The organism is Rhodoferax sp. EU05-FHT12H12 (genome assembly GCF_058791215.1).
Window position 1 is genome coordinate 552,163 of sequence record NZ_JBYTDI010000003.1, and the last position, 23,901, is coordinate 576,063.

A 23,901-nucleotide genomic window follows, 5' to 3' on the forward strand; every position below is an offset into this window, starting at 1 on the left:
GCGCTGCGCCGATAGGCGTGCTTCGTCTTGCAACGCCCGGACCGCGAAACCTAGCCCGCCAGTGTTTTTTCGACGGCAGCCTTGGCTTCGGCCAAGTCGGCAAAAAAGCGGGTGGGCTGGGCGGGGGCTTTGGGCATGTGGGCCGGTGGTGGCCACAGGTGGTCGTCTTGCCAGCTGGCGGCCACGCCGCCGATGTCTTTGATTTTCAGCGTACAGACGGGCACATCGTCCAGCAAGGCGGTGCACGCCATGGGCGTGTCATTCCAGGTGAGTTGTGCCATAGCTGCCCGCTCCATGTGTTGTTTTGCCCCATATTAGGAGCCAGGGGACGATTGGGCAAGTCGCGGAAAATACGTACCTATGGCCAAAAAAGACCACGTCTCTGAAACCCCTGCCACCCAGCTGCTCAAGGCCAGCAAGGTGACGTTTACCGAACATCCCTACGAATACCTGGAGCATGGCGGCGCGCAGCACAGCGCCGCGGTGCTGGGCTTTGACCCGTTCACCGTGGTCAAAACACTGATCATGCAGGACCAGGATGCCAAGCCGCTGGTGGTGCTGATGCATGGCAACCGCAAGGTGTCCACCAAAAACCTGGCGCGCCAGATTGGCGCCAAGTCGGTGGAGCCCTGCGCGCCCGAGGTGGCCAACCGCCACAGCGGTTACCTGGTGGGCGGCACCTCGCCCTTTGGCACACGCAAGGCCATGCCGATTTACATCGAGTCCACCATTCTGGATTTGCCACGCATCTGCATCAATGGCGGGCGGCGCGGCTACCTGGTAGGGATAGATCCCCAGGTGTGTGTGCAATTGCTGGGCGCCAAGCCTGTACAGTGCGCGCTGGAAGAGTGATTGGAGATCCTGTTGTGAATTTTGTGCTTTACCCCGCCCTGGCCACTGTGGTCGCCTACCTGATTGGCTCCCTCTCGTTTGCCGTGATCGTGAGCCGCGTGATGGGTCTGAACGACCCGCGCACCTACGGCAGCAAAAACCCCGGCGCCACCAATGTATTGCGCTCAGGCTCCAAGGCCGCAGCCGTGGTGACCTTGCTGCTGGACGCCCTCAAGGGCTGGTTGCCGGTGGTGGCGGTGCAATGGTGGGGCGCACCCTACGGCCTGGGCGAGGGCACCGTAGCGCTGGTGGGGCTGGCCGCGTTTCTGGGCCATCTGTTCCCGGTGTTCTTCAAGTTTGTGGGCGGCAAGGGTGTGGCCACGGCGCTGGGCGTGCTGGTGGGCGTGAGCGGCTGGCTGGGGCTGGCCGTGGGGTTGACCTGGCTCATCATTGCCTACTTCTTTCGCTACTCATCGCTGGCGTCGCTGGTGGCGGCGCTGTTTGCGCCGGCCTACTACGTGTTTGGCAACCAGGTGGCCTGGGCCATGGACAAGAGTGTGTTGCTGTCCATTGCCGCCATGTCGCTGCTGCTGATCTGGCGCCATGCCGAAAACATCTCCCGCCTGGTGCAAGGCAAAGAGTCCAAGCTGGGCCAGAAAAAGTCGTGAACCTGGCTGCTGCCGTGGCCTAGGCCATGGCCTGCGCGTGGCTGCCCAGCTGCAGAATGTAGAAATGGTTGAGCGGTGCCCGCACCGCAGACGAGGGCAGGGCTGAGCGGATGCGCGGGTAGGCCTCGGCCGTGCTGTGCAGGCGCGGGTGGTTCTCCAGCTCGCCGCCGGGCTTGCCCACCACCACCACAAAGGGCTGGTTGCTCTTGGCGCTGCGGCGTACCACCACGCCCAGTTCATCGTTGTCCAGGCGCACATAGGTGCCGGGCGGGCACAGGCCCACCGCACGCACTAGGGCCTGGCCAATGGCATCCACCGAGCTGCTGGCCCGTGTCATGACCGAGCGTGCCGATTCAATGGCGCTGCGGCCCGAACGTGATTTGCGCGGGCTGATCATGGCCGCATAACGGTCCACCACTTTCAGAATACGCGCCAGCCGCACCGAGGGGGCGGCCGTGCGCATGTCATCCTTGTCCACAGCATCGTCGTGGTGGCTGGACACCACGTCCAGCCAGTCGTCGTCCGCCACGCCCAGGTTGGCCAGCATCATGGCGCCCTTGATGGCGTGGGCGCGGATGGCGTCTTGCTGCGCAGGCGTGGGTTTTTCGGCCTGGTCGGCCAGCTCATCCTGCAGCGCCGTCATGGCGATATTCATGGTGAGTGCGGCGTGCACCAGGCTGTTGCGTTCTTTTTGCGGCAGGTGCAGCTCGGTGGCTACCAAATGGCACAACACGGCGCACACCAGCGCGTGCGAGGCGCTGTAGCCTACGGGCGAGTTGCTGGCCAGCTGGAACAGCAGGTACAGGCCCACATCGGGGTCGCGCTGCAGCAGGCCCTGCATCCAGCGGTCGTACTGCAGCACGCGGTGCGAAAACTGCTGCGCGCTGGCCGGGCTGCTCAGAATGATGCCCAGACCGCTTTCCAGGTCCGACCATTGGCCCAGCAGGTCCTCGTAGGCGTTTTCGTCGCGCACGTCCAGGGGTTTTGACATCAGAAACGCCGCTCCAACACCATCTGGTCGTTATTGCGTGTCATCTGGAAGCGGCTCAAAAAGCTGTTGCCCAGCAACACATAGGGCATGCCGCCGGGTGACACCACGGCCTCCACACCACTCACCATCACATCGCCGACTCGCACGGTGTTGAGGGTTACGCGCCAGCCCTGGGTGACGCCGTTGGCCGTGTTCATCTGCACGGGTTGCCCGTTTTGGTAGTTGAGCCCAATGCGTTTGGCGTCGGCCACACTCATGGCAACCGTGGTGGCGCCGGTGTCCACCATGAACTGCACAATGCGGCCATTGATCTGCCCGTCCGTCAAAAAGTGGCCACCGGGGCCAGCGGCCAGCACCACGCGGTTGCCGCTGAGCTGCTCACCCGCGCCACTGCCCACGCTGGCCGGGGCATCGCCCACCCGCATGGACACGCGCTTGCCACCCATCTCCAGGGTGATTTGTTCCCCCTGGATGGCCACTACCTTGATGCCCTTGTGCACCTCCCCCACGGCCACCGCCTTGGGGAAACCGCCGTCCACAATCAGCAGTGCCTTGTTGCCCAGCGTACCGTTGATCGCAACCGATTGCGCCCACACCGGGGCGGCAAACAGCAGGGTGGCAGCCAGGAACAAGTTTTTCATAGGCTTAGTCGCGGAAGTTGTCGAAGCTCAGGGGGATGTCGGTCACATCTTTGCGGATCAGCGCCATGGCGGCCTGCAGGTCGTCACGCTTGGCGCCGGTGATGCGCACTTTTTCTTCCTGGATGGCGGCCTGCACCTTGAGTTTGCTGTCCTTCATCAGGCGCTGGATTTTCTTGGCCAGCTCGGCCTCAATGCCATTGCGCACCTTGATGACGACTTTGACCTTGTCGCCCCCCATCTTCTGCACATCGCCGCGGTCCAGAAAGCGCACATCCACTTCCTGCTTGGTGAGCTTGTTACGCAACACATCTTCAATCTGGTCGAGCTGGAACTCGGCATCCCCAATCAGGGTGATTTCCTTGTCCTTGATCTCGATCTTGGCGGATGTGCCCTTGAAGTCGAAACGGGTGGTGATTTCCTTGACGGTGTTTTCCACCCCGTTTTTCACCTTGACCAGGTTGGCTTCGCAGACGGTATCAAAAGAAGGCATTTTTTGTGTTCACTAGAGAGAAAGCACCCCTGCACGGCCCCGGGGTGCGCAACAAACCAAGGTGGCCCGCGCCGTGGGCCTGCCCGGCGCGCTGAGGCCCCGGTGCGACAATCTTGCCATGTTAGTCGAGAAAAATGTTCCCCTGCAGGCCTTCAACACCTTTCGCATCGTGGCCAAGGCCCACGCCCTGGCGCGCATCACCAGCGAGGCCGATGTGCGAGCCCTGCTGGCCGACCCCGCCTGGGCGGCGTCTCCCACCTTTGTGCTGGGGGGCGGCAGCAATATTGTGCTGACCGGGGACGTGAAACCCCTGGTGCTGAAGGTGGAGGTGCCCGGCCGCCGCCTGGTGGCCGAGACCGAGAAACACTGGGTGGTGGAAGCCGGCGCCGGTGAGGCCTGGCACGACTTTGTGACCTGGACGCTGGACCAAGGTTACCCCGGCCTGGAAAACATGGCGCTGATTCCCGGCACCGTGGGCGCCGCGCCGGTACAAAACGTGGGTGCCTACGGTGTGGAGCTGCAAGACCGCTTTGAATCGCTGGACGCCATCGACCTGCACAACGGCCAGGTGTTCACCCTGAACGCCGCCCAATGCGCCTTTGGCTACCGCGATTCGGTGTTCAAACACGCCAGCAAAGCCGATGGCGACACCCACCAGGCCCTGGGCCTGAAAGACCGCGCGCTGATACTGCGCGTGCGTTTTGCCCTGCCCAAGGCCTGGAAGCCGGTGCTGGGCTACGCCGACCTGGAACGCAAGATGGCCGAGTCCGGCATCACCCAGCCCACGGCGCGCCAGATTTACCACTGGGTGTGCGAGGTGCGCCGCGCCAAGCTGCCCGATCCCAACGTCATTGGCAACGCGGGCAGCTTCTTCAAAAACCCCACCGTCACCCCCGAGCAATGCGCCGACATCATTGCCCGCGAACCCAAGGTGGTGCATTACCCGCTGCACGACGGCTCGGTCAAACTGGCCGCGGGCTGGCTGATTGACGCCTGCGGCTGGAAAGGCAAAAGCGTGGGCCAGGCCGGCGTGTACGAGAAACAAGCCCTGGTGCTGGTGAACCGCGGCGCGGGCGTGGACGGCAACGGCGCCACCGGCGGCGAGGTGATGACCCTGGCCAAAGCCATCCAGACCAGCGTGTACGAACGCTTTGGCATCCGGCTGGAGTCTGAGCCCGTGGTGGTGTAGGGCACCCGCCCACAAAGACCCCCAAGCGCATGGCCGCGCCACCACGCGGTAGATTGCGGGCATGAACACTATTCTGGTTTTGGGCGGCACCGGCTTTGTGGGTGCCCATGTGTGCGAAAAACTGGTGCGCGCCGGCTGGCACGTCACCGTGCCCACTCGCAGGCGCGCCAACGCCCGCCACATCCTGCACCTGCCCGGCCTCACCGTGCTGGAAACCAATGCGCACGACCCCGCTGCCCTGGCGCGCGCCGTGCAGGGCCACCAGGCGGTGGTCAACCTGGTGGCCGTGTTGCATGGCAATGCCGCCCGCTTTAACGCGGTGCACGTGGCACTGCCACAGAGCCTGGCCCAAGCCTGCAGCGCCGCCCAGGTGCGCCAGCTGGTGCACGTGAGCGCGTTGGGTGCTGACCCCCAGCAGCCCGACGCCGCGCCCTCCGAATACCTGCGCAGCAAAAGCCGTGGCGAAGCCACGTTGCAGCAGGCCGCTGCGTCCGCGCCGTGGCAGCTCACGCTGCTGCGCCCCAGCGTCATCTTTGGTGCCGAAGACAAGTTTTTGAACCTGTTTGCCCGCTTGCAGACCGTCGCCCCCGTGGTGCCACTGGCTGGGGCCGATGCCCGGTTCCAGCCCGTGTGGGTGCAAGACGTGGCCAACGCCGTGGTGCGCAGCTTGGCACCCGGCGCGCCCGGCGGCGTGGTGGAGGCCTGTGGCCCCGGTGTCTACACCCTGCGCCAGCTGGTGCAGCTGGCCGGGCGGCTGAGTGGTGTGAATGAAGGCCGCGGCCGCCCTGTGCTGGGCCTGCCGCAATGGATGGGCCGCCTGCAGGCCCTGGCCATGGAATGCCTGCCCGGCGAACCCCTGATGAGCCGCGATAACCTGGACTCCATGCGTACGCCTAACGTAGCCACCGGCCAGCACCCGGGGCTGGAGGCGCTGGGCATCACCCCCGCTGCGCTAGAGCCTATTGCGCAAGGTTATTTGCGCCGCAGCTGACCCGAGGGGAGGGCTGAAACTACTATAGTTTTGATAGCTTTTCGCGCATATTCCACGGGCTCTAGAGGTTAATTTGGCTAAAATAGCGGCCTCCATGCTTGGGAAGTTGCCATCCGCCTCGGGTAAAGTCTAGTTAGAAGAAATTAGACGGGGAGGGGAGCATGCTGATCAAATCAGCCGACGACAAGTCCAAGCGCCTGGCGCTGCTAGAAGACCTGCAAAAGTCCAACATGCTGGACCACCGCCAAAAAGACTGGCTGCGCGAAGTGCTGTGGCGTTGCAGGGAATTGATCTGCCAAGGCTAGATGCCACTCGCTCCCTGATGGCAAACGCGTTATGCAACAAGTCGGCCGGTAGCAACGTCGTAGTGCAAACTTGTTATTGATCCGTCTTGAATTCTTTGTACAGCTTCGTCAATGACGTGCAGTGGGACCAAGAACCATTCTTTGGGTTTCACGGGGTGACCAAATCGATCAGCAATAGTTAGGTCCAACTGAGCGGAAGAGAACAATCGGTGGAAAAGCCCTTCAAGCTTTGTACGGTTCAGATTGAGCAGCTTGTACATGGCAATAATCTCGACTTCGGCCAGCAAATAAGTGGATTCGTTGATCGCATTTGAGATTCGCGTTTCCACCTTTCCACCCGTCACACCTATCTTGTGAATCAATTCACGATGCTCGGCGATGTAAGGATGACTGGACTTGCTTCGCAGGACATAGATCGTTCCACTTTCCAGATCATCTGCCTCCGCTTGATCGCCAAACAGTGGTCCCATTTCCGGATTAGTCAGACGCCGCCCCGTCTCATCTTTGTAGAGTGCACGTTGCAGAGACCGAAGTAGTAAATCGCTTTCAGTGCCGTTAGAAAAAATCACACGCAAACGGGCGTTCGCTTCCTTGTTGGGTGTGCGGTACTGCTCGCCCATTTCGGCAACATAGGCCAACTGCCCACTTAAGATGAAGAAGTCCCCGACGACGATGCTGGCATCGCGTCCAAAGCGCAAAGTTTGTCGAGTGCCCGCCTTCAGCTCCCGCTCCACTTGTTCAAATAATTGCTGGAAACGGCCGAAATCTGCACATGGTGTGCGGTCAGCGATTTCCTCCGCCGCACGAATTTGGGCGGCCGAGCGCACATGGCGCAGCACCGTAATATCATCTTCGGCGGCCGGTTCGCCACCAAGACCCAGGTCGGACATCAAGGCGTCTTCGTCCAAATCGCCAGTTTCGGATATCGCCGCTGTTACTGCCCCGGCCAGAAGGCCGGGCGTGTCCAACCCGGCTAACAAGGTTTGCGCTTCAGGAAGTTTGCGCAGTTGATCCAGGCGCACGGCGTACAGGCGCTCGAAAATGTCGCGGTCTTCACCGTGCAAAGGCGCACGACCATGCGCCTGATGAAAACGCAGGATGTCTTCAAAGCCGGCAATGATGCGCTCCTCGCGCGGAGTGCGGCTTGACACTTTGAGCGGTGTGACCTCAATGCCAAGGTCGGCAAGCAGTTCGTCTTCGTCGATGTCAGCCATTGCTTGCCTCACTCTGTTTGGTGGCCAGTTCCTGGGTCTTGTAGCGCGCAAATGCGACAACGCCTTCGGCCATGCGCTTCTCCCACGCATCAGCGGAATTGATGTCTGGCAAGCGACCACGCTCCTTCTTGAAGGCCCGCGCGCGGTTCGCAAGGTCAACCGCGTCTTCGCGCGAAATGCTGACCTTCTTGGCCGCAATACTGGCTTGCACCTGACGCAGCGACTTTTCATCCATCGCCTTGGCCAGTACCGCATATGCGGCGTCGAACGGGTTGATGCGGTCGATCAGGTCAATGTCGAGGTCTTTCACGTTGACGAACTTGCGCACCCCGTCCAACAGGGCAGTGTTGCCTTGCGCTGTACTTCCTCCTTCCGCATCGGCCTGAGCCAAGGCCAGTTTGGCTTGTTGGGTGATGTTCATTGCGGCTATAGCGTGCTGGCGAATGGCCTCGTGGTCTGTCTCGCTCAATTCCGGGTAGCGCTCTCGCACAATCTTGCCCATCTTTAGCTGGGTCAGTTCTTCAGGCAAGGTGTTTTCCTTGTCGAACAGGCCTCGTTCCAAGACAGTTTTGTCCTGCAAGAAACTGGTGACTACCTCATTCAGGTCTTCCTTGCAGATGCGGGTCGCCTCGGCAGTCTCTGGTTTCTTCAGGCCGTTGATCTCCACGTGGTACTGACCAGTGGCCTCATTCACGCCGACATTGGTGCGTCCTTCCTGGTAGCCTTCGCCGCCGTTATACACAAAGCCCAACTGAGGTCCCGCATCCTTGGGTGTGAACTCATAGCGCGGCGCTAGCACTTGTTCCATCAACAGACTGGCGGAGATGGCCTTGAGCATGTCGTTTACGGCTTCGGCTACCGCCGACTGCTCAGCCGTAGGCTCGGCGATTAGGTTGGTGAAGCGCGAACGTTCCTTGCCTTTGGCGTCACGGGTAGCGCGGCCGATGATCTGCACGATCTCGGTCAAGCTGCTGCGGTATCCAATGGTAAGGGCGTGTTCACACCAGATCCAGTCAAAGCCCTCTTTTGCCATGCCCAGTGCAATGATCATGTCCACGTGGTCGCGGTTGTCCTTCTGCGCGGGGTCCTTCAAGGAACCCAGCACGCGGGAGCGCTTGGCTGCGTCGCTGTCGTCAACGAGGTCTGCTACCTTCAAAACGCGACCTTGTGGGGTTTGGACCAGATGAAAGCCCGTCGCAGGATCCACGCCTTTCCATTCACCCAGGCCGTGCATGATCTCATCCACCTCGCGCTGCTTGTCCTTCAGGCTTTCGCGGGCATTGACGTTGGGGATATGGACTATGGTCTTCAGCGCCGGATCCAACACCTTGGCGACGGCACCGACATAAGCGCCGGTGTAGAAGAAGTAGCCGATGTCAAGTGACTTGAGCCATTGGTAGCCGTTGAGCTGCTCGTAGTAGGTGTAGGTGACCGTCTCGAACTTCGCCTCATCCGCCGGCCCCAGCACTGCCTCGCTGTCGCCGCGGAAGTATGAGCCCGTCATGGCCACCAGATGCACCTTGTCGCGGGCGATGAAGGCACCCAGTTGGTTGCCAAGCTTGTTGTCCGGATTGCTGGAAACATGGTGAAACTCGTCGATAGCGATCAATCTGCTGTCAAAGGCTTGAACGCCCAACTCTTCTACTGCAAAGCGGAAGGTGGCATGCGTGCAGACCAGCACCTTGTCGCTGCTGCCCAGGAACTGCCGCACCGCGCCCACTTTGGACTGGGCTACGCGCGCTTCGTCCACACCGGGGGCATTGCATAGGTTCCATTGCGGGGCCACCTGCCAGTCCCAGTAGAAACCGAACTGACTGAGTGGCTCGTCGGCAAAGCTTCCGCCGATGGATCGTTCCGGTACCACTACGATAGCCTGTTGCAGGCCTTGGTTATTCAGCTTGTCCAACGCGATAAACATCAGCGCACGGGACTTGCCAGACGCCGGTGGTGACTTGATGAGCAGGTACTGCTCGCCCCGTTTTGCATAGGCACGCTCCTGCATTGTGCGCATGCCTAATTCGTTGGATTTACTGGATGCGCCTGTGCGAGCCGTAGCGATGGACACCGATGGCACCGTGTAAATGTTGGTTGGGTTTTGCGTTGGCCGGCTCATATATTTCTTTCTCCCAAGTTTCTGTCGGCAGTCAGTACTGATCGGAAGTCTTGTGATTTACAGGCCACTTTCAAAATACGCCCCACTCGCGCCCACTGGACATGCGAAAGGCACTGTCTATGGCGGTGCTCTTCTTAAGCCACTGGTTTTTCATTGCTTTAGTCCCGATGGTTAGCTCAAAGCTCCCTGGCTTGCATCTTCTAAATAGCAAGTATTCTTTGTCATAAGCGGGAGGTCCTCCATTTCCCGGTATGGGTAAAACTAGTTTGTCCATCTTGTTGTCGCTATAGGTCAGAGAGAAAGCTAAGCTTGGGCCGCCATTAAAGCTAATCTCCACATCTCCGATATGAGTGTTCTCTGGAAGAATGGTTGGGCCAAACCCAAAGAAAACCCTGGAAAGGCGCTTCATCATTAGTTGATTTCCAGGCAAGTCCGGGCCCCTGTTCTTAGTAATGTTCCCAGCATCAATCCAAAAATTCCTGCACACGCGGAGTCTTTGCAGATCTCTGGTTGTCAACGCTCCTCGTCCTGTGTCGGTGCTGGCAACATCATCCTCAGTTGGCGTTGGCGACTTCAAGTTTTCGTCGCGCTCATAGATCTGGCTATAGTTCGCTAGTAGCAGATTGGTCAAAGGCGTTGCCGTGTTCCAAGTGTTCAAAAACCAGGTGCGCATAGCTAGCACAGCCGTTGCAGCCGTTGCTTCAGTTGGAGGCATTCGATTGACACTAACAACAAGCCCAGCTTCGACCCCTCGTGACAAACCTGATCTAGACATATTGCCTGACCCAGCAAGTGCAAAGTCGCGTAGATCGGTGCGTATTAGAAAGGTCTTTGGATGAAAAGGCACTTTTGGGGCGCCGCCGTGCTGTAGGCAAAACTCCGCGTCGTATATACGGATGGACGAATTCGGTACGGATAAGAGATAAGCGAGTGCCACTGGATCGGTCCGACAGTAGTCGAAAGAAGTGATCCACCTTTTTGGTATCCCTGCCCAAGTACCGCCCATTGTTTCCGTCGCCCGCTTGACAAGATCGAGGGCACCGCTTGCCGTAATGTATGCGGCCGCTACGTCGAGTTGTTCTACGCCGTTGTTCTGCAAAATAGTTTGCAGTGCATCCAAGGTAGTTTTAGACGTGGGCTGAGCAATGTAATCAATTTGGCTCATATAGGCTTCCGTTTTGTAGAAAGTAGCGATGAGTTGGGAGGGGTGCTCTTCCTCCCGCTTGCGTACATGGCGAACAGTCTCTCTATGCGTTCCGTGTCATTCCGAAATATGCGACCAATGTAGATACGTTCGAGAACCTCGTCATTGTGCTCATGTGCTCGACGCAAGTTTTCAGGTAAGGACTCGGGATCGTAGAGGTCGGCAATGGTCTTGGGAAAGTGCGTCTCGCGCGCCAATAGGATTTCTTGGGCACAGTGGGTTAAGTCAGCTTTGTTCTGCTCGGTCAGAGGTGGAACAGGAAAGGTGTTCCAACCCAATGTATTTGAGTAGCGGAAGTCGGTTTTTATTTTCCCGCAGACAGTCGCTACCCAAACAAGATGCAAGCGAGAACTGAATAGCGCAAAGTTCCAAAGTGGAGCATCGTAAATTGCGAAAGCACTGTCAGCAACGATTGTTGAGCTGTTAAAAACGGCAATTGGAAGATATGGTCTAGATTCCGAGGAATGACGAGGCACGAGAAACAAATGTGACTTTGCTACCCCCTGAATTTGCACAAACCGATATGGTTTCTTGGAAAAAGATTGGGTTGATGCAGCCTTCATCCCAATCCGCTGCTCAGCAACCTCCTGAAATCGTGCATTCAAAAAACGAATTTCAGATGCTGCTTTATAGTCTTCTTCACCCACCCAAATGCATACACGTCTGCCGCCATGAATCGCATCCTCTGAGCCCACGAAGTCCTTAAGGTACTTCTCGGCCCTTTGGTCTTGCGCGATGAGCTCCCTGCGCTCGTCGTTATTCATTAGCAGACGACCACCATCACGGGGCATGTTTCCGAACATCATCTGATTAAGACCATTAATCGGTGTAGTTTCCGCCTCAACAACAAGATTCGCACCTGGTGCTAGATAGGCATTGATGAATTCCACTTCTCTCGATACAAGGTCCCCTGCATCGGAAATGGAGAAAAGTCTCCGCACCCTGCCCGCACTCGTGGAAATACCGATGATTGAAACCGTTACGACTGCGTTATGACTGGCAAGATTTGTCCACTTGAACGACGCGTGTGCAAAAGCTATCTCGTGTTTTTTTGCGAAAATCAGGGGCCAAAGTATGGGAACTTGTTGTCCTTGACAGATGGAGTTCGTGCTTACGAACGCCGTCGTACTTTGGGTATGCTGCCCATAATTGGCAGCCTTCATGAACCAACCGGCAACATAGTCGAGTGACTTCCAGCTAGAAGTTAGATCCGAAAAAATACCTTCAAGGTCAGCTTTTTGCTCAGGCGTTTGCAGCTTGTTCCCAAGATAAGGTGGATTGCCGCAAATATAGGTTTCGCCACCTTCATTCTCGAAGTCGATTTGCGCTTGCGCTAACGGCGTCTCGAATAAGTCGTCGGCTAATAGTTTCACGCCAGTACCCGTGGCTGGACAGATTTGCAGCCAATCCAGCCTCAGCGCGTTACCGCAGACGATCCAGTTCTGTGCATCTAACGGCAAGAATTCCGCTAGTGCGTTTTTCTGTCCACGATACAGCACGTCGCACTGAAACTCAGCAATGATCAGCGCTAAGCGTGCAATTTCTGCGGGGAAATCGCGCAGTTCAATTCCTCGGAAGTTGGTCAACGGAATTTCGCTGTCCAAATGCTGTTCGCCCCTGCGGTCGTTAATCTCTGCCTCGATATGGCGCATTTGCTTATAAGCAATGACTAAGAAATTGCCGGAGCCGCAAGCTGGGTCAAAGACCCGGATACGCGCCATGCGCTTGCGCAGGTTAAGAAGTTTGCGATCGTTGTCGCCCGCTTCGGCCAGAGCGGCGCGCAAGTCATCCAGGAACAGGGGATTTAGCACCTTCAAGATATTTGGCATGCTGGTGTAGTGCATGCCTAGGGCACCACGCTCTTCATCGTCGGCCACAGCTTGAATCATGCTGCCAAATATGTCGGGGTTGATCTCTCTCCACTTCAAGCTGCCTGCATGCAATAGGTATGTGCGGGCCATTCGCGTGAAGCGCGGCACGTCGGTGCTGCCGGAGAACAGGCCACCGTTGACATAGGGAAACTGATCGGACCAGGGGCGCAGATTGGCGGCAAGGCGGTGACGGTTGTCCAGCATGCCGTTGTGCCTAGTTGGCACGTTCATTGCGCGAAAGATTTCGGAAAGTACTTCGTGGGTGTTGCTCCCGTCGCGGTCGCTCATTTGGTCCACCGTCTGGGTGAACAGGCCTTCGCCGTTGAAAATGTCGGTATCTTCAGCAAAAAAGCAGAATACCAACCGTGCCATGAAGTGGTTCATGTCGTGGCGACGGGTTTCCTTGGCCCAGTCGGGGTTCTCGCGCAGCAACTCGACGTACAGCTTGTTTAGGCGTCCAGTGGCCCGCACATCGATGGGGTTGTCCTTGATCTCCTTGATGGTGGAGATTCCTGCCAACGGCAAGAGGAACCCGAAATGATTTGGAAAATTGGAATAGTCACAGGCAATGGTTTCGTCGGTGGTCAGCTCCTGCGCTTCCAGCGTCAGGCCATCGGTTGCAAGGACGAACTTGGCTTTACCCTTGGCGGTGGCAGTACTGGCGAGAAGCGCTGAGAAGGTCTCACTGACATTTCCAGCATCGCAAGTGGCGATGTGTATGTTGTTGCGCAACAGTACGCCACCTGGCAGGTCCGAGGCGTTGTTGTTGCCACTACGTAGGCGCTTAAGGGTGGTTTCCTTGTTCCCGAAGGCCGCCAGAAAGGCGTACGGAAACTCTGCCGCATCAAAAGATTGGAGAGCCAATTCTGATATGGCTTGTTCGATTTCTACGGCGTTCATTGATGCGGCGCTTTTGCTGAGTGTTTTCGGGAATATCTGACCCGTGGTGCACTATTGTGGCCATAAAAAAGCCCGCTTTCGCGGGCTTCACTATTGGGTTGAAATTGACTTACTTACCCAACTTCAAGAAATCATCCCCCTTGCCCAACTCCAGCAGCCCGGCATTGGAATAGACCTGCAGTTTGGCGCGTGTGTCGGTGATGTCCAGGTTGCGCATGGTCAGTTGGCCGATGCGGTCCAGCGGGCTGAAAGGCGCGTCTTCCACCTTTTCCATGCTCAGGCGCTCGGGCGCGTAGGTCAAGTTGGGGGACTCGGTGTTCAGCAGGCTGTAGTCGTTACCGCGGCGCAGTTCCAGGGTCACGGTGCCGGTGATGGCCTTGGCGACCCAGCGCTGGGCGGTTTCGCGCAGCATGATGGCCTGGCTGTCGAACCAACGGCCTTGGTACAGCAGGCGGCCGAGCTTGCGGCCGTTGTCGCGGTATTGCTCGATGGTGTCTTCGTTGTGGATGCCGGTGACCAGGCGCTCGTAGGCGATGAACAGCAGCGCCAGGCCGGGGGCTTCGTAGATGCCGCGGCTCTTGGCTTCGATGATGCGGTTCTCGATCTGGTCGCTCATGCCCAGGCCGTGGCGGCCGCCGATCTCATTCGCCTTCAGGATCAGGCTCACCAGGTCGTCAAAGCGCTGGCCGTTCAGGGCGACGGGGCGGCCTTCTTCAAAGGTGACGCTCACTTCTTCGGCCTTCACGACGCAGTCGTCGCGCCAGAAGGGCACGCCCATGATGGGGTTGACGATCTTGATGCCGGAGTTCAAAAACTCCAGGTCTTTGGCTTCGTGGGTGGCGCCCAGCATGTTGCTGTCGGTGCTGTAGGCCTTCTCGGCGCTCATCTTGTAGCCAAAGCCGTTGGCGGTGATGAAGGCGCTCATCTCGGAGCGGCCGCCCAGTTCGTCGATGAACTGCTGGTCCAGCCAAGGCTTGTAGATTTTGAGCGAGGGGTTGGTCAACAGGCCGTAGCGGTAGAAGCGCTCGATGTCGTTGCCCTTGAAGGTGGAGCCGTCGCCCCAGATGTTCACATCGTCCTGCTGCATGGCGGTCACCAGCATGGTGCCGGTCACAGCGCGGCCCAGCGGCGTGGTGTTGAAGTAGGTGGCGCCGGCGGTGGTGATGTGGAAGGCGCCGGCCTGCAGGGCGGCAATGCCTTCAGCAGCCAGCTGGGGGCGGCAGTCGATCAAGCGGGCCTTGATGGCGCCGTATTCCATGGCCTTGCGGGGGATTTCGTCGTAGTCGGCCTCGTCGGGCTGGCCCAGGTTGGCGGTGTAGGCGTAGGGCAGGGCGCCCTTTTGCTTCATCCACAGCAGGGCCGCGCTGGTGTCCAGGCCGCCAGAGAAAGCGATGCCGACCTTTTGGCCGACGGGGATGTTTTGCAGAATGGTGTTTGACATGAAATGTGCCTCTAGCCCGCGTGGAATATGCGCAAGCAGCTATGAATTTAGGAGTGGCTGAGCGTGTGGATCAAGCGCTGATCAACCGAAGTGGCAGATGTAGTGGTAAGCCTCAAAGCCCTCGGTCACGCGGATCTGGAACTTGGCGTTGCCGGGCACATTGAACTTTTGGCCTTCGCCGCTGGTGATCCAGGCGTCGGTGCCGTCCAGCTTGTAGTCGCAGCTGCCGCCCACGCATTCCATGATCTCGGGCGCGCCGGTGTTGAAAGTCAGCGTGGCGGGCAGGATCACGCCGACCGATTTCTTGGTGCCGTCAGCCTGGGTGAAGCCGTGGCTCACGCACTTGCCGTCGAAGTACACATTGGCTTTGGTGGTGACGGAAACGTTGTCGAAGTGGGTGGTGGTCATGGTGCTGCGTAATAGAAAGGAAATAGGGGCCCGGCGCGCTTGGCACCGGGCAACCTGCGATTTTACGGGAGGCGGGCCGCAAAGGCCGCGTCGCTAAAGCCCACGGTCACCACGCCGTCGCCCCACACCACCACGGGCCGCTTGATGACGCTGCTGTGTTCCTGCATCACGGCCATGGCCGATGGGGTGTCCACCACGCTGGCTTGCGTGGCCGCGTCCAGCTTGCGCCAGGTGGGGCCGCGGCGGTTGATCAGGGTGTCCAGGCCGGCCGATTCAATCCAGCCGGGCAGCAGGGCGGTGGGTACGCCTTGCTTTTTGAAGTCGTGAAACGTGTAGTCCACACCGTGTTCAGTGAGCCAGTCGCGGGCTTTTTTGACGGTGTCGCAGTTGGGGATGCCGTAGAGGGTGGTCATGGGCTGATTTTGACATAATCTTTGAACCAAAATGGCATCCAGCGCCCGCAGAATATGCGCAAACAGCTATCAATTTCATAGTGAAAGAGTCCCCATGAGCAGCACTTCCCGCACCCTGTACCCGCCCCTGGAGCCGTTCAAGACCGGCATGCTGGATACCGGCGAGGGCCACACCCTGTACTGGGAGCTGTGTGGCAACCCGCAGGGCCAGCCGGCCGTCTTTTTGCATGGCGGGCCGGGCTCGGGCTGCTCGGCTGACCACCGCCGCCTGTTTGACCCCGAGCGTTACTGCGTGTTGCTGTTCGACCAGCGCGGCTGCGGCCGTTCTACCCCGCACGCCAGCCTGGAGGCCAACACCACCTGGCACCTGGTGGCCGACATCGAACGCCTGCGTGCCCTGCTGGGCGTGGAGCGCTGGCTGGTGTTTGGTGGCTCCTGGGGCAGCACGCTGGCCCTGGCCTACGCGCAGACGCACCCGCAGGCGGTGTCGGCCCTCATCGTGCGTGGCATCTTCACGGTGCGCCGGGCCGAGCTGCTCTGGTACTACCAGGAGGGCGCGTCGTGGATGTTTCCCGACCTGTGGGAGGCCTACCTGGCGCCCATTCCGCCAGCCGAACGGGGCGACCTGATCGCCGCCTACCGCAAGCGCCTGGTGGGCACCGACCCCGTGGCCCAACTGGAAGCCGCCAAGGCCTGGAGCCTGTGGGAGGGCCAAACCATCCGCCTGCTGCCCGATGCCGCCAACAAGGCCAAGCACGCGGGTGACGACTACGCGCTGGCGTTTGCCCGCATCGAGAACCACTACTTTGTGCATGGCGGCTGGCTGGAAGAGGGGCAACTGATCCGCGATGCGCACAAGCTGGCGGGCATTCCCGGCGTCATCGTGCAGGGCCGCTACGACGTGGCCACCCCGGCCAAAACCGCCTGGGACCTGCACCGGGCCTGGCCCGAGGCGGATTTCACGCTGGTGGACGACGCGGGCCACGCCTTCAACGAACCCGGCATCTTGAGCGTGCTGCTGGCGGCAACGGACCGGTTTGCGAAGTAAGCACTGGGCTGGGGCGGGACGGCTGGGTGCTCTGCGCAGCGAGGTAAAGGAGGAGCCCGAAGGGCGGGGGACACGAGCGGAGCGGAGTACCCAGTCGGCCTGCCCCAGCACAGCAGGTCGGCGACAATCGGCGGAGTATGGAAACACCCAACACGCTACAAGAATGGCTGGCCCACTGTGAGCGCCTGCACCCCAAAGGTATCAACGGCATCGAAATGGGGCTGGACCGCGTACGCGCCGTCGCCCAGCGCCTGAATCTCTCCTTCACTTGCCCGGTCATCACCGTGGCGGGCACCAACGGCAAAGGCTCCACCTGCGCCATGCTCGAATCCATTTTGGGCCAGGCGGGTTACAAGACCGGCGTCTACACCTCGCCCCACCTGGTGCACTTTGAGGAGCGCATGCGGCTCAAAGGCGAAGCGGCGGATGCTAGCAAATTTGTAGCTGCTCTCGCAGAGGTGGAGCGGGCTAGAGCCGGAAATGACGGCCAAATTGGCGCTGAAATTGCGCTCACCTACTTCGAATTCACCACCCTGGCCATCCTGCTGGCTTTGTCGCGTGAAGGGCTGGACGTGGTGATTCTCGAAGTCGGCCTGGGTGGCCGGCTGGACGCGGTCAACCTCATCGACGCCGACTGCGCCGTCATCACCAGCATCGACCTGGACCACATGGAGTTGCTGGGCGATACCCGCGAGGCCATTGGCCTGGAGAAGGCCGGCATCATGCGCACCGGCCGCCCGGTGATCGTGAGCGACCCGGTGCCACCGCAAAGCGTGCTGGACCGCGCGCTGGAAGTGGGCGCTGACCTGTGGCGCGTGGGCACGGACTTCAATGTGTCGGGCGACAAGCAGCAGTGGGGCTGGGCCGGGCGCGGGCGGCGTTACAGCGGCCTGGCCTACCCGGCGCTGCGGGGCGCTAACCAGTTGGTCAACGCCTCGGGCGTGCTGGCCGCGCTCACCGCGCTGCGCGAGCAGTTGCCCGTCACGGCCCAGGCCGTGCGCGTGGGTCTGGCGCTGGTGGAGTTGCCGGGGCGCTTCCAGATCATTCCGGGCCAGCCTACGCTGGTGCTGGATGTGGCGCACAACCCGCATTCGGTGGCCGCGCTGGCCGCTAACCTGGACGCGATGGGCTTTTACCCCACCACCCACGCCATTTTTGGCGCCATGGCCGACAAGGATCTGGCGCCCATGTTCGCCAAGGTGGCGCCGCTGATGGACCGCTGGTACTTCACCGATTTGCCCTCGCCCCGGGCGGCCACGGGCGCCGACCTGCAGGCCCAATGGCAGGCGCAAAACACGCGCAAAGACGCATCGGCCCAGGCCTTTGCCGACCCCATGCAGGCCCTGCGTGCCGCCATCGCCGCGGCAGACCCCACTGATAGAATCGTCGTCTTTGGATCGTTCTACACCGTGGGCGGTGTGCTGCAAGAGGGCACCCCCAAGCTGCACGCCAAACACCTCCAGCCCCAAGCTACCTGAACCGTCACCCCACACATGGCCTTTTTCAAGTTTCGCAAAGGCGGCGACGAGCAGCCCACCCCATCCAGTGCCCCCGAGAGCGTGGAAGTCATGCGCAAACGCGCGCGGCACCGCCTGATTGGCGCGGCCGTGCTGGTGTTGCTGGGGGTCATCGGCTTCCCGCTGCTGTTTGACAGCCAGCCACGGCCGATTGCGGTGGACATTCCGATCGAGATTCCGGACAAAGCCAAGGTGGCACCCTTGGGCGCCCCCCAGGTGGCTGCCAGCAGTGCGACCCCCTCGCAGGTCAGCGGTGGTGTGATCGACGGCGCCACACCGGTGGCATCAGCACCCGCCAAGCCAGAACCAAAACCCGAAGCAAAGCCCGCCCCCAAGGCCGAGGCCAAGCCCGAAACCATCATCACCGAGGCGAAGCCGGCGCCCAAGCCCGTAGCCAAACCGGCTGCCAAGCCTGAAGTCAAACCGGAGCCCAAGCCGGCGCTTGCAGAGAAGCCGGTTGCCAAGCCCAGCGAGGCGGCCAAGGCCCAAGCCTTGCTGGATGGCAAACCCGTGGCGGACAAGCCTGCCGAGAAGAAGCCCGATGCGGCTACCGGCCGGTTTGTCGTGCAAGTGGGGGCCTATGTGGAGGCTGCCAAGCTGCGCGAAGCGCGCCAGAAGGTAGAGAAGGCCGGCTTCAAGACCTACACCCAGGTGGTGGGCGCCAAAGACGCCCAGCGCACCCGGGTACGCATCGGACCGTTTGCCAGCAAGGCCGAGGCGGAAAAGGCCGTGGACAAGCTCAAGAAGCTGAACCTGCCCGCCGCCATCCTGGAACTCTGAACGAATCCTGCCTATGCCCACCTTGGATTGGATCTTTCTGGCCGTCTTGCTGTTTTCCTTGGTGCTGGGCGCCTGGCGGGGGCTGGTGTACGAGGTGCTGTCGCTCGTGAGCTGGGCTGTGGCCTTTGTGCTGGCGCAATGGTTGGCGCCGGAGGCCGCCCAGTGGATTCCCATCACCGGCGATGCCGAGGCGGTGCGTTACGCCGGGGGTTTTGTGCTGGTTTTTGTGGCAACGGTGTTTGCCGGTGGGCTGATTGCCTTTGTAGTCAAAAAATTGGTGGCAGCCGCAGGCATGAGCCCCGCGGACCGGATGTTGGGCGCCATATTTGGACTGGTGCGCGGCATGTTGCTGCTTGTGGTGGTCACCGCGGTCGTCGGCATGACCCCGGTACACACCGCAAACTGGTGGCAGAGCGCCATGGGGCCGCGCATGACCGGCATGGTGCTCAGCAGCGTCAAGCCCCTGCTGCCCGAAGAATTTGGCAAGTATTTACCTTGAGAGTGAACCCCTATGTGTGGAATCGTTGGCGTCGTTAGCAATGCACCTGTCAATCAACTGATCTATGACGCTTTGCTGCTCCTGCAGCACCGCGGCCAGGATGCTGCTGGCATCGTCACCCAGCAAGAGCGCAAGTTCTTCATGCACAAAGCCAAGGGCATGGTGAAGGACGTGTTCCGCACCCGCAATATGCGCAGTTTGCTGGGCAACTGCGGCCTGGGCCAGGTGCGTTACCCCACGGCGGGCAACGCCTTCAGCGAAGAAGAGGCCCAGCCTTTCTATGTGAACGCGCCCTTTGGCATCGTGCTGGTGCACAACGGCAACCTGACCAACGCCCATGCCCTGAAGGCAGAGTTGTTTAACACCGATCACCGCCACATCAACACCGAGAGCGACTCCGAAGTGCTGCTCAATGTGCTGGCGCACGAGATCGAAAAAACCACCCGGGGCCTGCCACTGCAGCCCATGGACATCTTTGCCGCAGTGCGCAATGTGCACAAGCGCGTCAAAGGTTCCTATGCCGTCATCGCGCTGATCGCCGGCCACGGTGTGCTGGCTTTCCGCGACCCCTACGGCATTCGCCCCCTGTGCATGGGCAAAAACGGCGACGGCAATGTGATGCTGGCCAGCGAGTCGGTGACCCTGGAAGGCAGCAGCTTCCAGTTCGAACGCAATGTGGACCCCGGCGAGGCGGTGTTCGTCGACCTGCAAGGCCATGTGCATGCCCAGCAGTGCGCAGAAGCCCCGCAGCTCTCGCCCTGTATTTTTGAGTTTGTGTACCTCGCCCGTCCGGACTCGGTCATGGACGGCATCTCGGTCTACCAGGCCCGCCTGAACCTGGGTGAAACCTTGGCCAAGCGTGTGATCTCCACCGTGCCGCCCAGTGAGATCGATGTGGTCATTCCCATTCCCGAGTCCAGCCGCCCCAGTGCCGCGCAATTGGCGCAGTTGCTGGGCCTGCCGTACCGCGAAGGCTTTGTGAAAAACCGCTACGTGGGCCGCACCTTCATCATGCCCGGCCAGGGCGTGCGCAAGAAGTCGGTGCGCCAAAAGCTCAACGTGATTGCCAGCGAATTCAAGGGCCGCAATGTGCTGCTGGTGGACGACTCCATCGTGCGCGGTACTACCAGCAAGGAAATTGTGCAGATGGCGCGTGACGCCGGTGCCCGCAAGGTTTACCTGGCCAGTGCCGCGCCGCCCGTGCGTTTTCCCAACGTCTACGGCATCGACATGCCCACCAGCAGCGAGCTGGTGGCGCACAACCGCACCGTAGAGCAAATTCGCGAAATCATTGGCTGCGACGCCCTGATTTACCAGGACGTAGACGGCATGAAGAAGGCCATTGGGTCGCTGAGCAACAAGCTGGCTGGCTTTGATGCCTCCTGCTTCGACGGCATCTATGTCACCGGCGATATTTCGTCCGATGACATCGAGCGCCTGAACGAAAAACGGGTGGGCGGTGAAGAGAGCCTGGAAGACACCTCGCGCCTGGCCCTGCCCAACCACGCGGACTGAACCATGGCAGCACAACAGTTACCCGATGGCCTGCACCTGGACACCTTGGCCGTGCGCACGGCCCTGGAGCGCAGCCAGTATGGCGAGAACTCCGAGGCCCTGTACCTCACCAGCGGCTACGTGCAGTCCAGCGCCGCCTCCAGCGCCGCACGGTTTGCCATGGAAGAAGAAGGCTTCACCTACTCGCGTGTGGGCAACCCCACGGTAAGCAGCATGGAAATGCGCCTGGCCGCGCTGGAAGGCACGGAGGCCGCCGTGGCCACGTCCTCCGGCATGTCTGCCATTCTCTTGCTGGGCATGGCCCTGCTCAAGGCAGGCGATCACGTGATTTGCTCGCAGTCGGTGTTTGGCTCCGTCATTCCCATGTTCAGCCGCGAGTTCGCGAAGTTTGGTGTGGAGACGACGTTCGTGCCGCAGACCGATGTGGCTGCGTGGAAGGCCGCCGTGCGCCCCAACACCCGGCTCTTGTTTGCCGAGACACCGACCAACCCGTTGACCGAGGTGTGTGACATCCGGGCGCTGGCCGATATCGCGCACAACGCGGGCGCCTTCCTGGCCGTGGACAACTGCTTTGCAACGCCCGTGTTGCAGCGGCCGGTGTTCATGGGGGCCGACTTCATCATCCACTCCGGCACCAAGTTCCTGGACGGCCAGGGGCGTGTCATGGCGGGTGCCATCTGCTGCACGCAAAAGCAGCGCGACGAACTGTTCCTGCCCGTGATCCGCACGGCCGGTATGGTGCTGTCACCCTTCAATGCGTGGGTGCTGCTCAAGGGCATGGAAACCTTGGCCATACGTGTCAAGGCCCAGTCCGCCAGTACGCTGGCCGTGGCGCAGTGGTTGCAAGCCCAGCCGCAGGTCGCCCGCGTTTTCTACCCCGGCCTGCCCAGCCATGCCCAGCACGAACTGGCCATGCGCCAGCAGTCGGGCAGCGGTGGGGCGGTGTTGTCGTTTGAGGTGAAGGCCCCCGATGTGGATGCCGCACGCAAGAACGCTTTCCATGTGCTGGACAGCATGCAAGTGCTGTCGCTGTGCACCAACCTTGGCGACACCAAAACTTTGGCCGCCCACCCCGCCAGCACCTCGCACGGCCGCCTGTCCGAGGCGCAGCGCCAGTTGGCTGGCATTGGCCAGGGCCTGATCCGCGTGGCTGTGGGCCTGGAACATATTGATGACATCACCGCCGATCTGGCGCGTGGTCTGAACACCCTTTGAACATGAGCAAAATTCGTACGCGCATCGCGCCTTCTCCCACCGGTTTTCTGCACCTGGGCACGGCCCGCACCGCGTTGTACTCCTGGGCGTATGCCCGTCACTTTGGTGGCGAGTTTGTGCTGCGTATTGAGGACACCGATGTGGCCCGTTCCACGCAGGACTCGGTGGACCAAATCCTCGCTTCCATGCAATGGCTGGGGCTGGAATACGACGAAGGCCCGGTGTACCAGATGCAGCGCCTGGACCGCTACAAGGCGGTGGTCGATCAACTCATGGCAGAAGGCAAGGCCTACTACTGCTACAGCACTCCCGAAGAGCTGGACGCCGTGCGCGAAGCCAAAAAGGCGCGTGGCGAGAAGGCACTGTACGACGGCACCTGGCGCCCCGCGCCCGGCAAGACCTTGCCGCCCGTGCCCGAAGGCGTGAAGCCCGTGGTGCGCTTTTGCAATCCACCGGACGGCGATGTGACCTGGAACGACCTGGTCAAAGGCCCCATCACCATCAGCAACCGCGAGATCGATGACCTCATCATCGTGCGCACGGATGGCATTCCCACCTACAACTTTGCCGTGGTGGTGGACGATTGGGACATGCAGATCAGCCACGTGTTCCGTGGCGACGAGCACATCAACAACACGCCCTGGCAAATCAACATCTTCCACGCACTGGGCGCAGCGTTGCCGCAGTTCGGCCACTGCCCGGTCATTCTGGGCGACGACGGACAAAAGCTGTCCAAGCGCCGCGGCGCGGTTAGCGTCACCGCCTACGAAGAGGGTGGCTATCTGCCCGAGGCCATGCTCAACTACTTGGCCCGCCTGGGCTGGAGCCATGGCGACGAAGAATTGTTCACGCGTGAGCAACTGGTGGGCTGGTTTGATGGCACACACCTGAACAAGAGCCCCGCGCAGTGGGACCCGGCCAAGCTGCTGTGGGTCAATGCGCACTACATCAAGCAGGCGGACAACGCACGCTTGGCTGCGCTGGTGGCCGTGCAACTGGCCAAGTTGGGGGTGGAGCTGCCCGCAGAGACGGTGGAAAACCACTTGCCCCAGCTGTGCGCCTTGCTGAAGGACCGCTGCGACACTACCGTGGCCCTGGCCCAATGGGCAGCAAAGTTTTATGCAGACGTGCAAGTCGATGCCGCTGAGTTGGCCCAGCATGTGACCGACGCAGTGAAGCCGGCCATCGCAACGCTGGCAGACAAGCTGGCGTCCTGTGCCTGGGACAAGGCGTCCATTGCCGCCGTGATCAAAGAAGTACTGGCAGCGCATGGCTTGAAGATGCCGCAACTGGCCATGCCGGTGCGCGTGCTGGTCATGGGTACGGCGCAGACGCCGTCGCTCGATGCGGTGCTGGAATTGAGCGGAAGAGAAAAAGTTATGGCAAGACTTGTCAGGGGCTGAAAAACTTGTATATAATTTGAGGCTCGGAAGTTGAATGCAAAGCAAGGTAACGCTTGTGTTGCAGTCAAGGAAATTGGGGGTATAGCTCAGCTGGGAGAGCGCTTGCATGGCATGCAAGAGGTCAGCGGTTCGATCCCGCTTACCTCCACCAATTCTTCTGTAACGGATAAGTTCCAAGGTTTTGACCCTATCGTCTAGAGGCCTAGGACATCACCCTTTCACGGTGAGTACCGGGGTTCGAATCCCCGTAGGGT

At 60.3% G+C, this 23,901-nt stretch carries 23 protein-coding genes and 2 tRNA genes; 14 read left to right on the forward strand and 11 right to left on the reverse strand.

What is annotated here, in order from left to right:
• Positions 1–50: 50 nt before the first annotated feature.
• Positions 51–281: a hypothetical protein gene (locus AC3WS7_RS12080; RefSeq protein ID WP_296469144.1), complete on the reverse strand. Its 231-nt coding sequence runs from the start codon at positions 279–281 to the stop codon at positions 51–53.
• Between the two features lie 79 nt (positions 282–360).
• Between AC3WS7_RS12080 and AC3WS7_RS12085 the strand changes: the two genes are divergently transcribed.
• Positions 361–852 (forward strand): aminoacyl-tRNA deacylase, encoded by a 492-nt coding sequence (locus AC3WS7_RS12085; protein ID WP_492656511.1) that lies wholly within the window; start codon positions 361–363, stop codon positions 850–852.
• Between the two features lie 14 nt (positions 853–866).
• Entirely contained in the window at positions 867–1,499 is a 633-nt protein-coding gene (plsY, locus tag AC3WS7_RS12090) for a glycerol-3-phosphate 1-O-acyltransferase PlsY (RefSeq protein ID WP_492656512.1), read from the forward strand.
• Between the two features lie 19 nt (positions 1,500–1,518).
• On the opposite strand, the gene AC3WS7_RS12095 is transcribed toward plsY, so the two are convergent.
• From AC3WS7_RS12095 to AC3WS7_RS12105, 3 genes are read right to left on the reverse strand one after another with little or no spacing between them, the layout of a single operon-like run.
• Complete coding sequence (locus AC3WS7_RS12095) at positions 1,519–2,490, reverse strand: HD-GYP domain-containing protein (RefSeq protein ID WP_296469149.1); 972 nt, start codon at positions 2,488–2,490, stop codon at positions 1,519–1,521.
• The gene (locus AC3WS7_RS12100; protein WP_492656513.1) at positions 2,490–3,131 is read right to left on the reverse strand and encodes a retropepsin-like aspartic protease family protein; all 642 of its coding nucleotides are present in this window, start codon (positions 3,129–3,131) and stop codon (positions 2,490–2,492) included. Before AC3WS7_RS12100 ends, AC3WS7_RS12095 begins: the two co-directional genes overlap by 1 nt.
• Before the next feature lie 4 nt (positions 3,132–3,135).
• Positions 3,136–3,621 carry a YajQ family cyclic di-GMP-binding protein gene (locus AC3WS7_RS12105; RefSeq protein WP_296469153.1) on the reverse strand — a complete coding sequence of 162 codons (486 nt, stop codon included), beginning with the start codon at positions 3,619–3,621 and terminating at the stop codon, positions 3,136–3,138.
• Positions 3,622–3,739: 118 nt separating this feature from the next.
• Here AC3WS7_RS12105 and murB point away from each other — a divergent pair, with 118 nt between their 5' ends.
• The 3 genes from murB to AC3WS7_RS12120 all read left to right on the forward strand — a co-directional run bounded on the left by murB (position 3,740) and on the right by AC3WS7_RS12120 (position 6,106).
• Positions 3,740–4,810 carry a UDP-N-acetylmuramate dehydrogenase gene (gene murB / locus AC3WS7_RS12110; RefSeq protein WP_492656514.1) on the forward strand — a complete coding sequence of 357 codons (1,071 nt, stop codon included), beginning with the start codon at positions 3,740–3,742 and terminating at the stop codon, positions 4,808–4,810.
• A 61-nt stretch (positions 4,811–4,871) separates the two neighbouring features.
• Entirely contained in the window at positions 4,872–5,801 is a 930-nt protein-coding gene (locus AC3WS7_RS12115) for a complex I NDUFA9 subunit family protein (protein ID WP_492656515.1), read from the forward strand.
• A gap of 161 nt (positions 5,802–5,962) precedes the next feature.
• Entirely contained in the window at positions 5,963–6,106 is a 144-nt protein-coding gene (locus AC3WS7_RS12120; protein WP_492656516.1) for a hypothetical protein, read from the forward strand.
• 29 nt (positions 6,107–6,135) lie between these two features.
• Here the strand turns inward: AC3WS7_RS12120 and AC3WS7_RS12125 are convergent, their stop codons facing one another.
• The 7 genes from AC3WS7_RS12125 to AC3WS7_RS12155 form a co-directional block, all read right to left on the reverse strand.
• Positions 6,136–7,320, reverse strand: coding sequence for a GIY-YIG nuclease family protein (locus tag AC3WS7_RS12125; RefSeq protein ID WP_492656517.1), 1,185 nt, complete (start codon positions 7,318–7,320; stop codon positions 6,136–6,138).
• Complete coding sequence (locus AC3WS7_RS12130) at positions 7,313–9,433, reverse strand: DEAD/DEAH box helicase (protein WP_492656518.1); 2,121 nt, start codon at positions 9,431–9,433, stop codon at positions 7,313–7,315. The genes AC3WS7_RS12125 and AC3WS7_RS12130 overlap by 8 nt, the downstream gene beginning before the upstream one ends.
• Positions 9,434–9,503: 70 nt before the next feature.
• Positions 9,504–10,598 (reverse strand): phospholipase D family protein, encoded by a 1,095-nt coding sequence (locus AC3WS7_RS12135; protein WP_492656519.1) that lies wholly within the window; start codon positions 10,596–10,598, stop codon positions 9,504–9,506.
• Entirely contained in the window at positions 10,595–13,408 is a 2,814-nt protein-coding gene (locus AC3WS7_RS12140; protein WP_492656520.1) for a class I SAM-dependent DNA methyltransferase, read from the reverse strand. The genes AC3WS7_RS12135 and AC3WS7_RS12140 overlap by 4 nt, the downstream gene beginning before the upstream one ends.
• Positions 13,409–13,517: 109 nt before the next feature.
• A complete protein-coding gene (gene argG, locus AC3WS7_RS12145) occupies positions 13,518–14,849 on the reverse strand; it encodes an argininosuccinate synthase (RefSeq protein ID WP_492656521.1) in 1,332 nt (443 codons plus the stop codon).
• An 81-nt stretch (positions 14,850–14,930) separates the two neighbouring features.
• Entirely contained in the window at positions 14,931–15,257 is a 327-nt protein-coding gene (gene ppnP / locus AC3WS7_RS12150; RefSeq protein ID WP_296469165.1) for a pyrimidine/purine nucleoside phosphorylase, read from the reverse strand.
• Between the two features lie 62 nt (positions 15,258–15,319).
• Positions 15,320–15,670 carry an arsenate reductase gene (locus tag AC3WS7_RS12155; RefSeq protein ID WP_492656522.1) on the reverse strand — a complete coding sequence of 117 codons (351 nt, stop codon included), beginning with the start codon at positions 15,668–15,670 and terminating at the stop codon, positions 15,320–15,322.
• 115 nt (positions 15,671–15,785) lie between these two features.
• Between AC3WS7_RS12155 and pip the strand changes: the two genes are divergently transcribed.
• The 9 genes from pip to AC3WS7_RS12200 all read left to right on the forward strand — a co-directional run bounded on the left by pip (position 15,786) and on the right by AC3WS7_RS12200 (position 23,901).
• Entirely contained in the window at positions 15,786–16,718 is a 933-nt protein-coding gene (gene pip / locus AC3WS7_RS12160; protein ID WP_492656548.1) for a prolyl aminopeptidase, read from the forward strand.
• 137 nt (positions 16,719–16,855) lie between these two features.
• Positions 16,856–18,196: a bifunctional tetrahydrofolate synthase/dihydrofolate synthase gene (folC, locus tag AC3WS7_RS12165; RefSeq protein WP_492656523.1), complete on the forward strand. Its 1,341-nt coding sequence runs from the start codon at positions 16,856–16,858 to the stop codon at positions 18,194–18,196.
• 15 nt (positions 18,197–18,211) lie between these two features.
• Positions 18,212–19,015, forward strand: a complete 804-nt coding sequence (locus tag AC3WS7_RS12170; RefSeq protein ID WP_492656524.1) for an SPOR domain-containing protein — start codon at positions 18,212–18,214, stop codon at positions 19,013–19,015.
• 13 nt (positions 19,016–19,028) lie between these two features.
• The gene (locus AC3WS7_RS12175) at positions 19,029–19,514 is read left to right on the forward strand and encodes a CvpA family protein (protein WP_492656525.1); all 486 of its coding nucleotides are present in this window, start codon (positions 19,029–19,031) and stop codon (positions 19,512–19,514) included.
• Positions 19,515–19,526: 12 nt separating this feature from the next.
• Complete coding sequence (gene purF, locus AC3WS7_RS12180) at positions 19,527–21,029, forward strand: amidophosphoribosyltransferase (protein ID WP_296469176.1); 1,503 nt, start codon at positions 19,527–19,529, stop codon at positions 21,027–21,029.
• 3 nt (positions 21,030–21,032) lie between these two features.
• Positions 21,033–22,244 carry an O-succinylhomoserine sulfhydrylase gene (locus AC3WS7_RS12185; RefSeq protein WP_492656526.1) on the forward strand — a complete coding sequence of 404 codons (1,212 nt, stop codon included), beginning with the start codon at positions 21,033–21,035 and terminating at the stop codon, positions 22,242–22,244.
• Between the two features lie 2 nt (positions 22,245–22,246).
• Positions 22,247–23,647, forward strand: coding sequence for a glutamate--tRNA ligase (gene gltX, locus AC3WS7_RS12190; protein ID WP_296469180.1), 1,401 nt, complete (start codon positions 22,247–22,249; stop codon positions 23,645–23,647).
• Positions 23,648–23,722: 75 nt separating this feature from the next.
• Positions 23,723–23,798, forward strand: a tRNA-Ala gene (locus tag AC3WS7_RS12195).
• Positions 23,799–23,830: 32 nt separating this feature from the next.
• A tRNA-Glu gene (locus tag AC3WS7_RS12200) sits at positions 23,831–23,901 on the forward strand.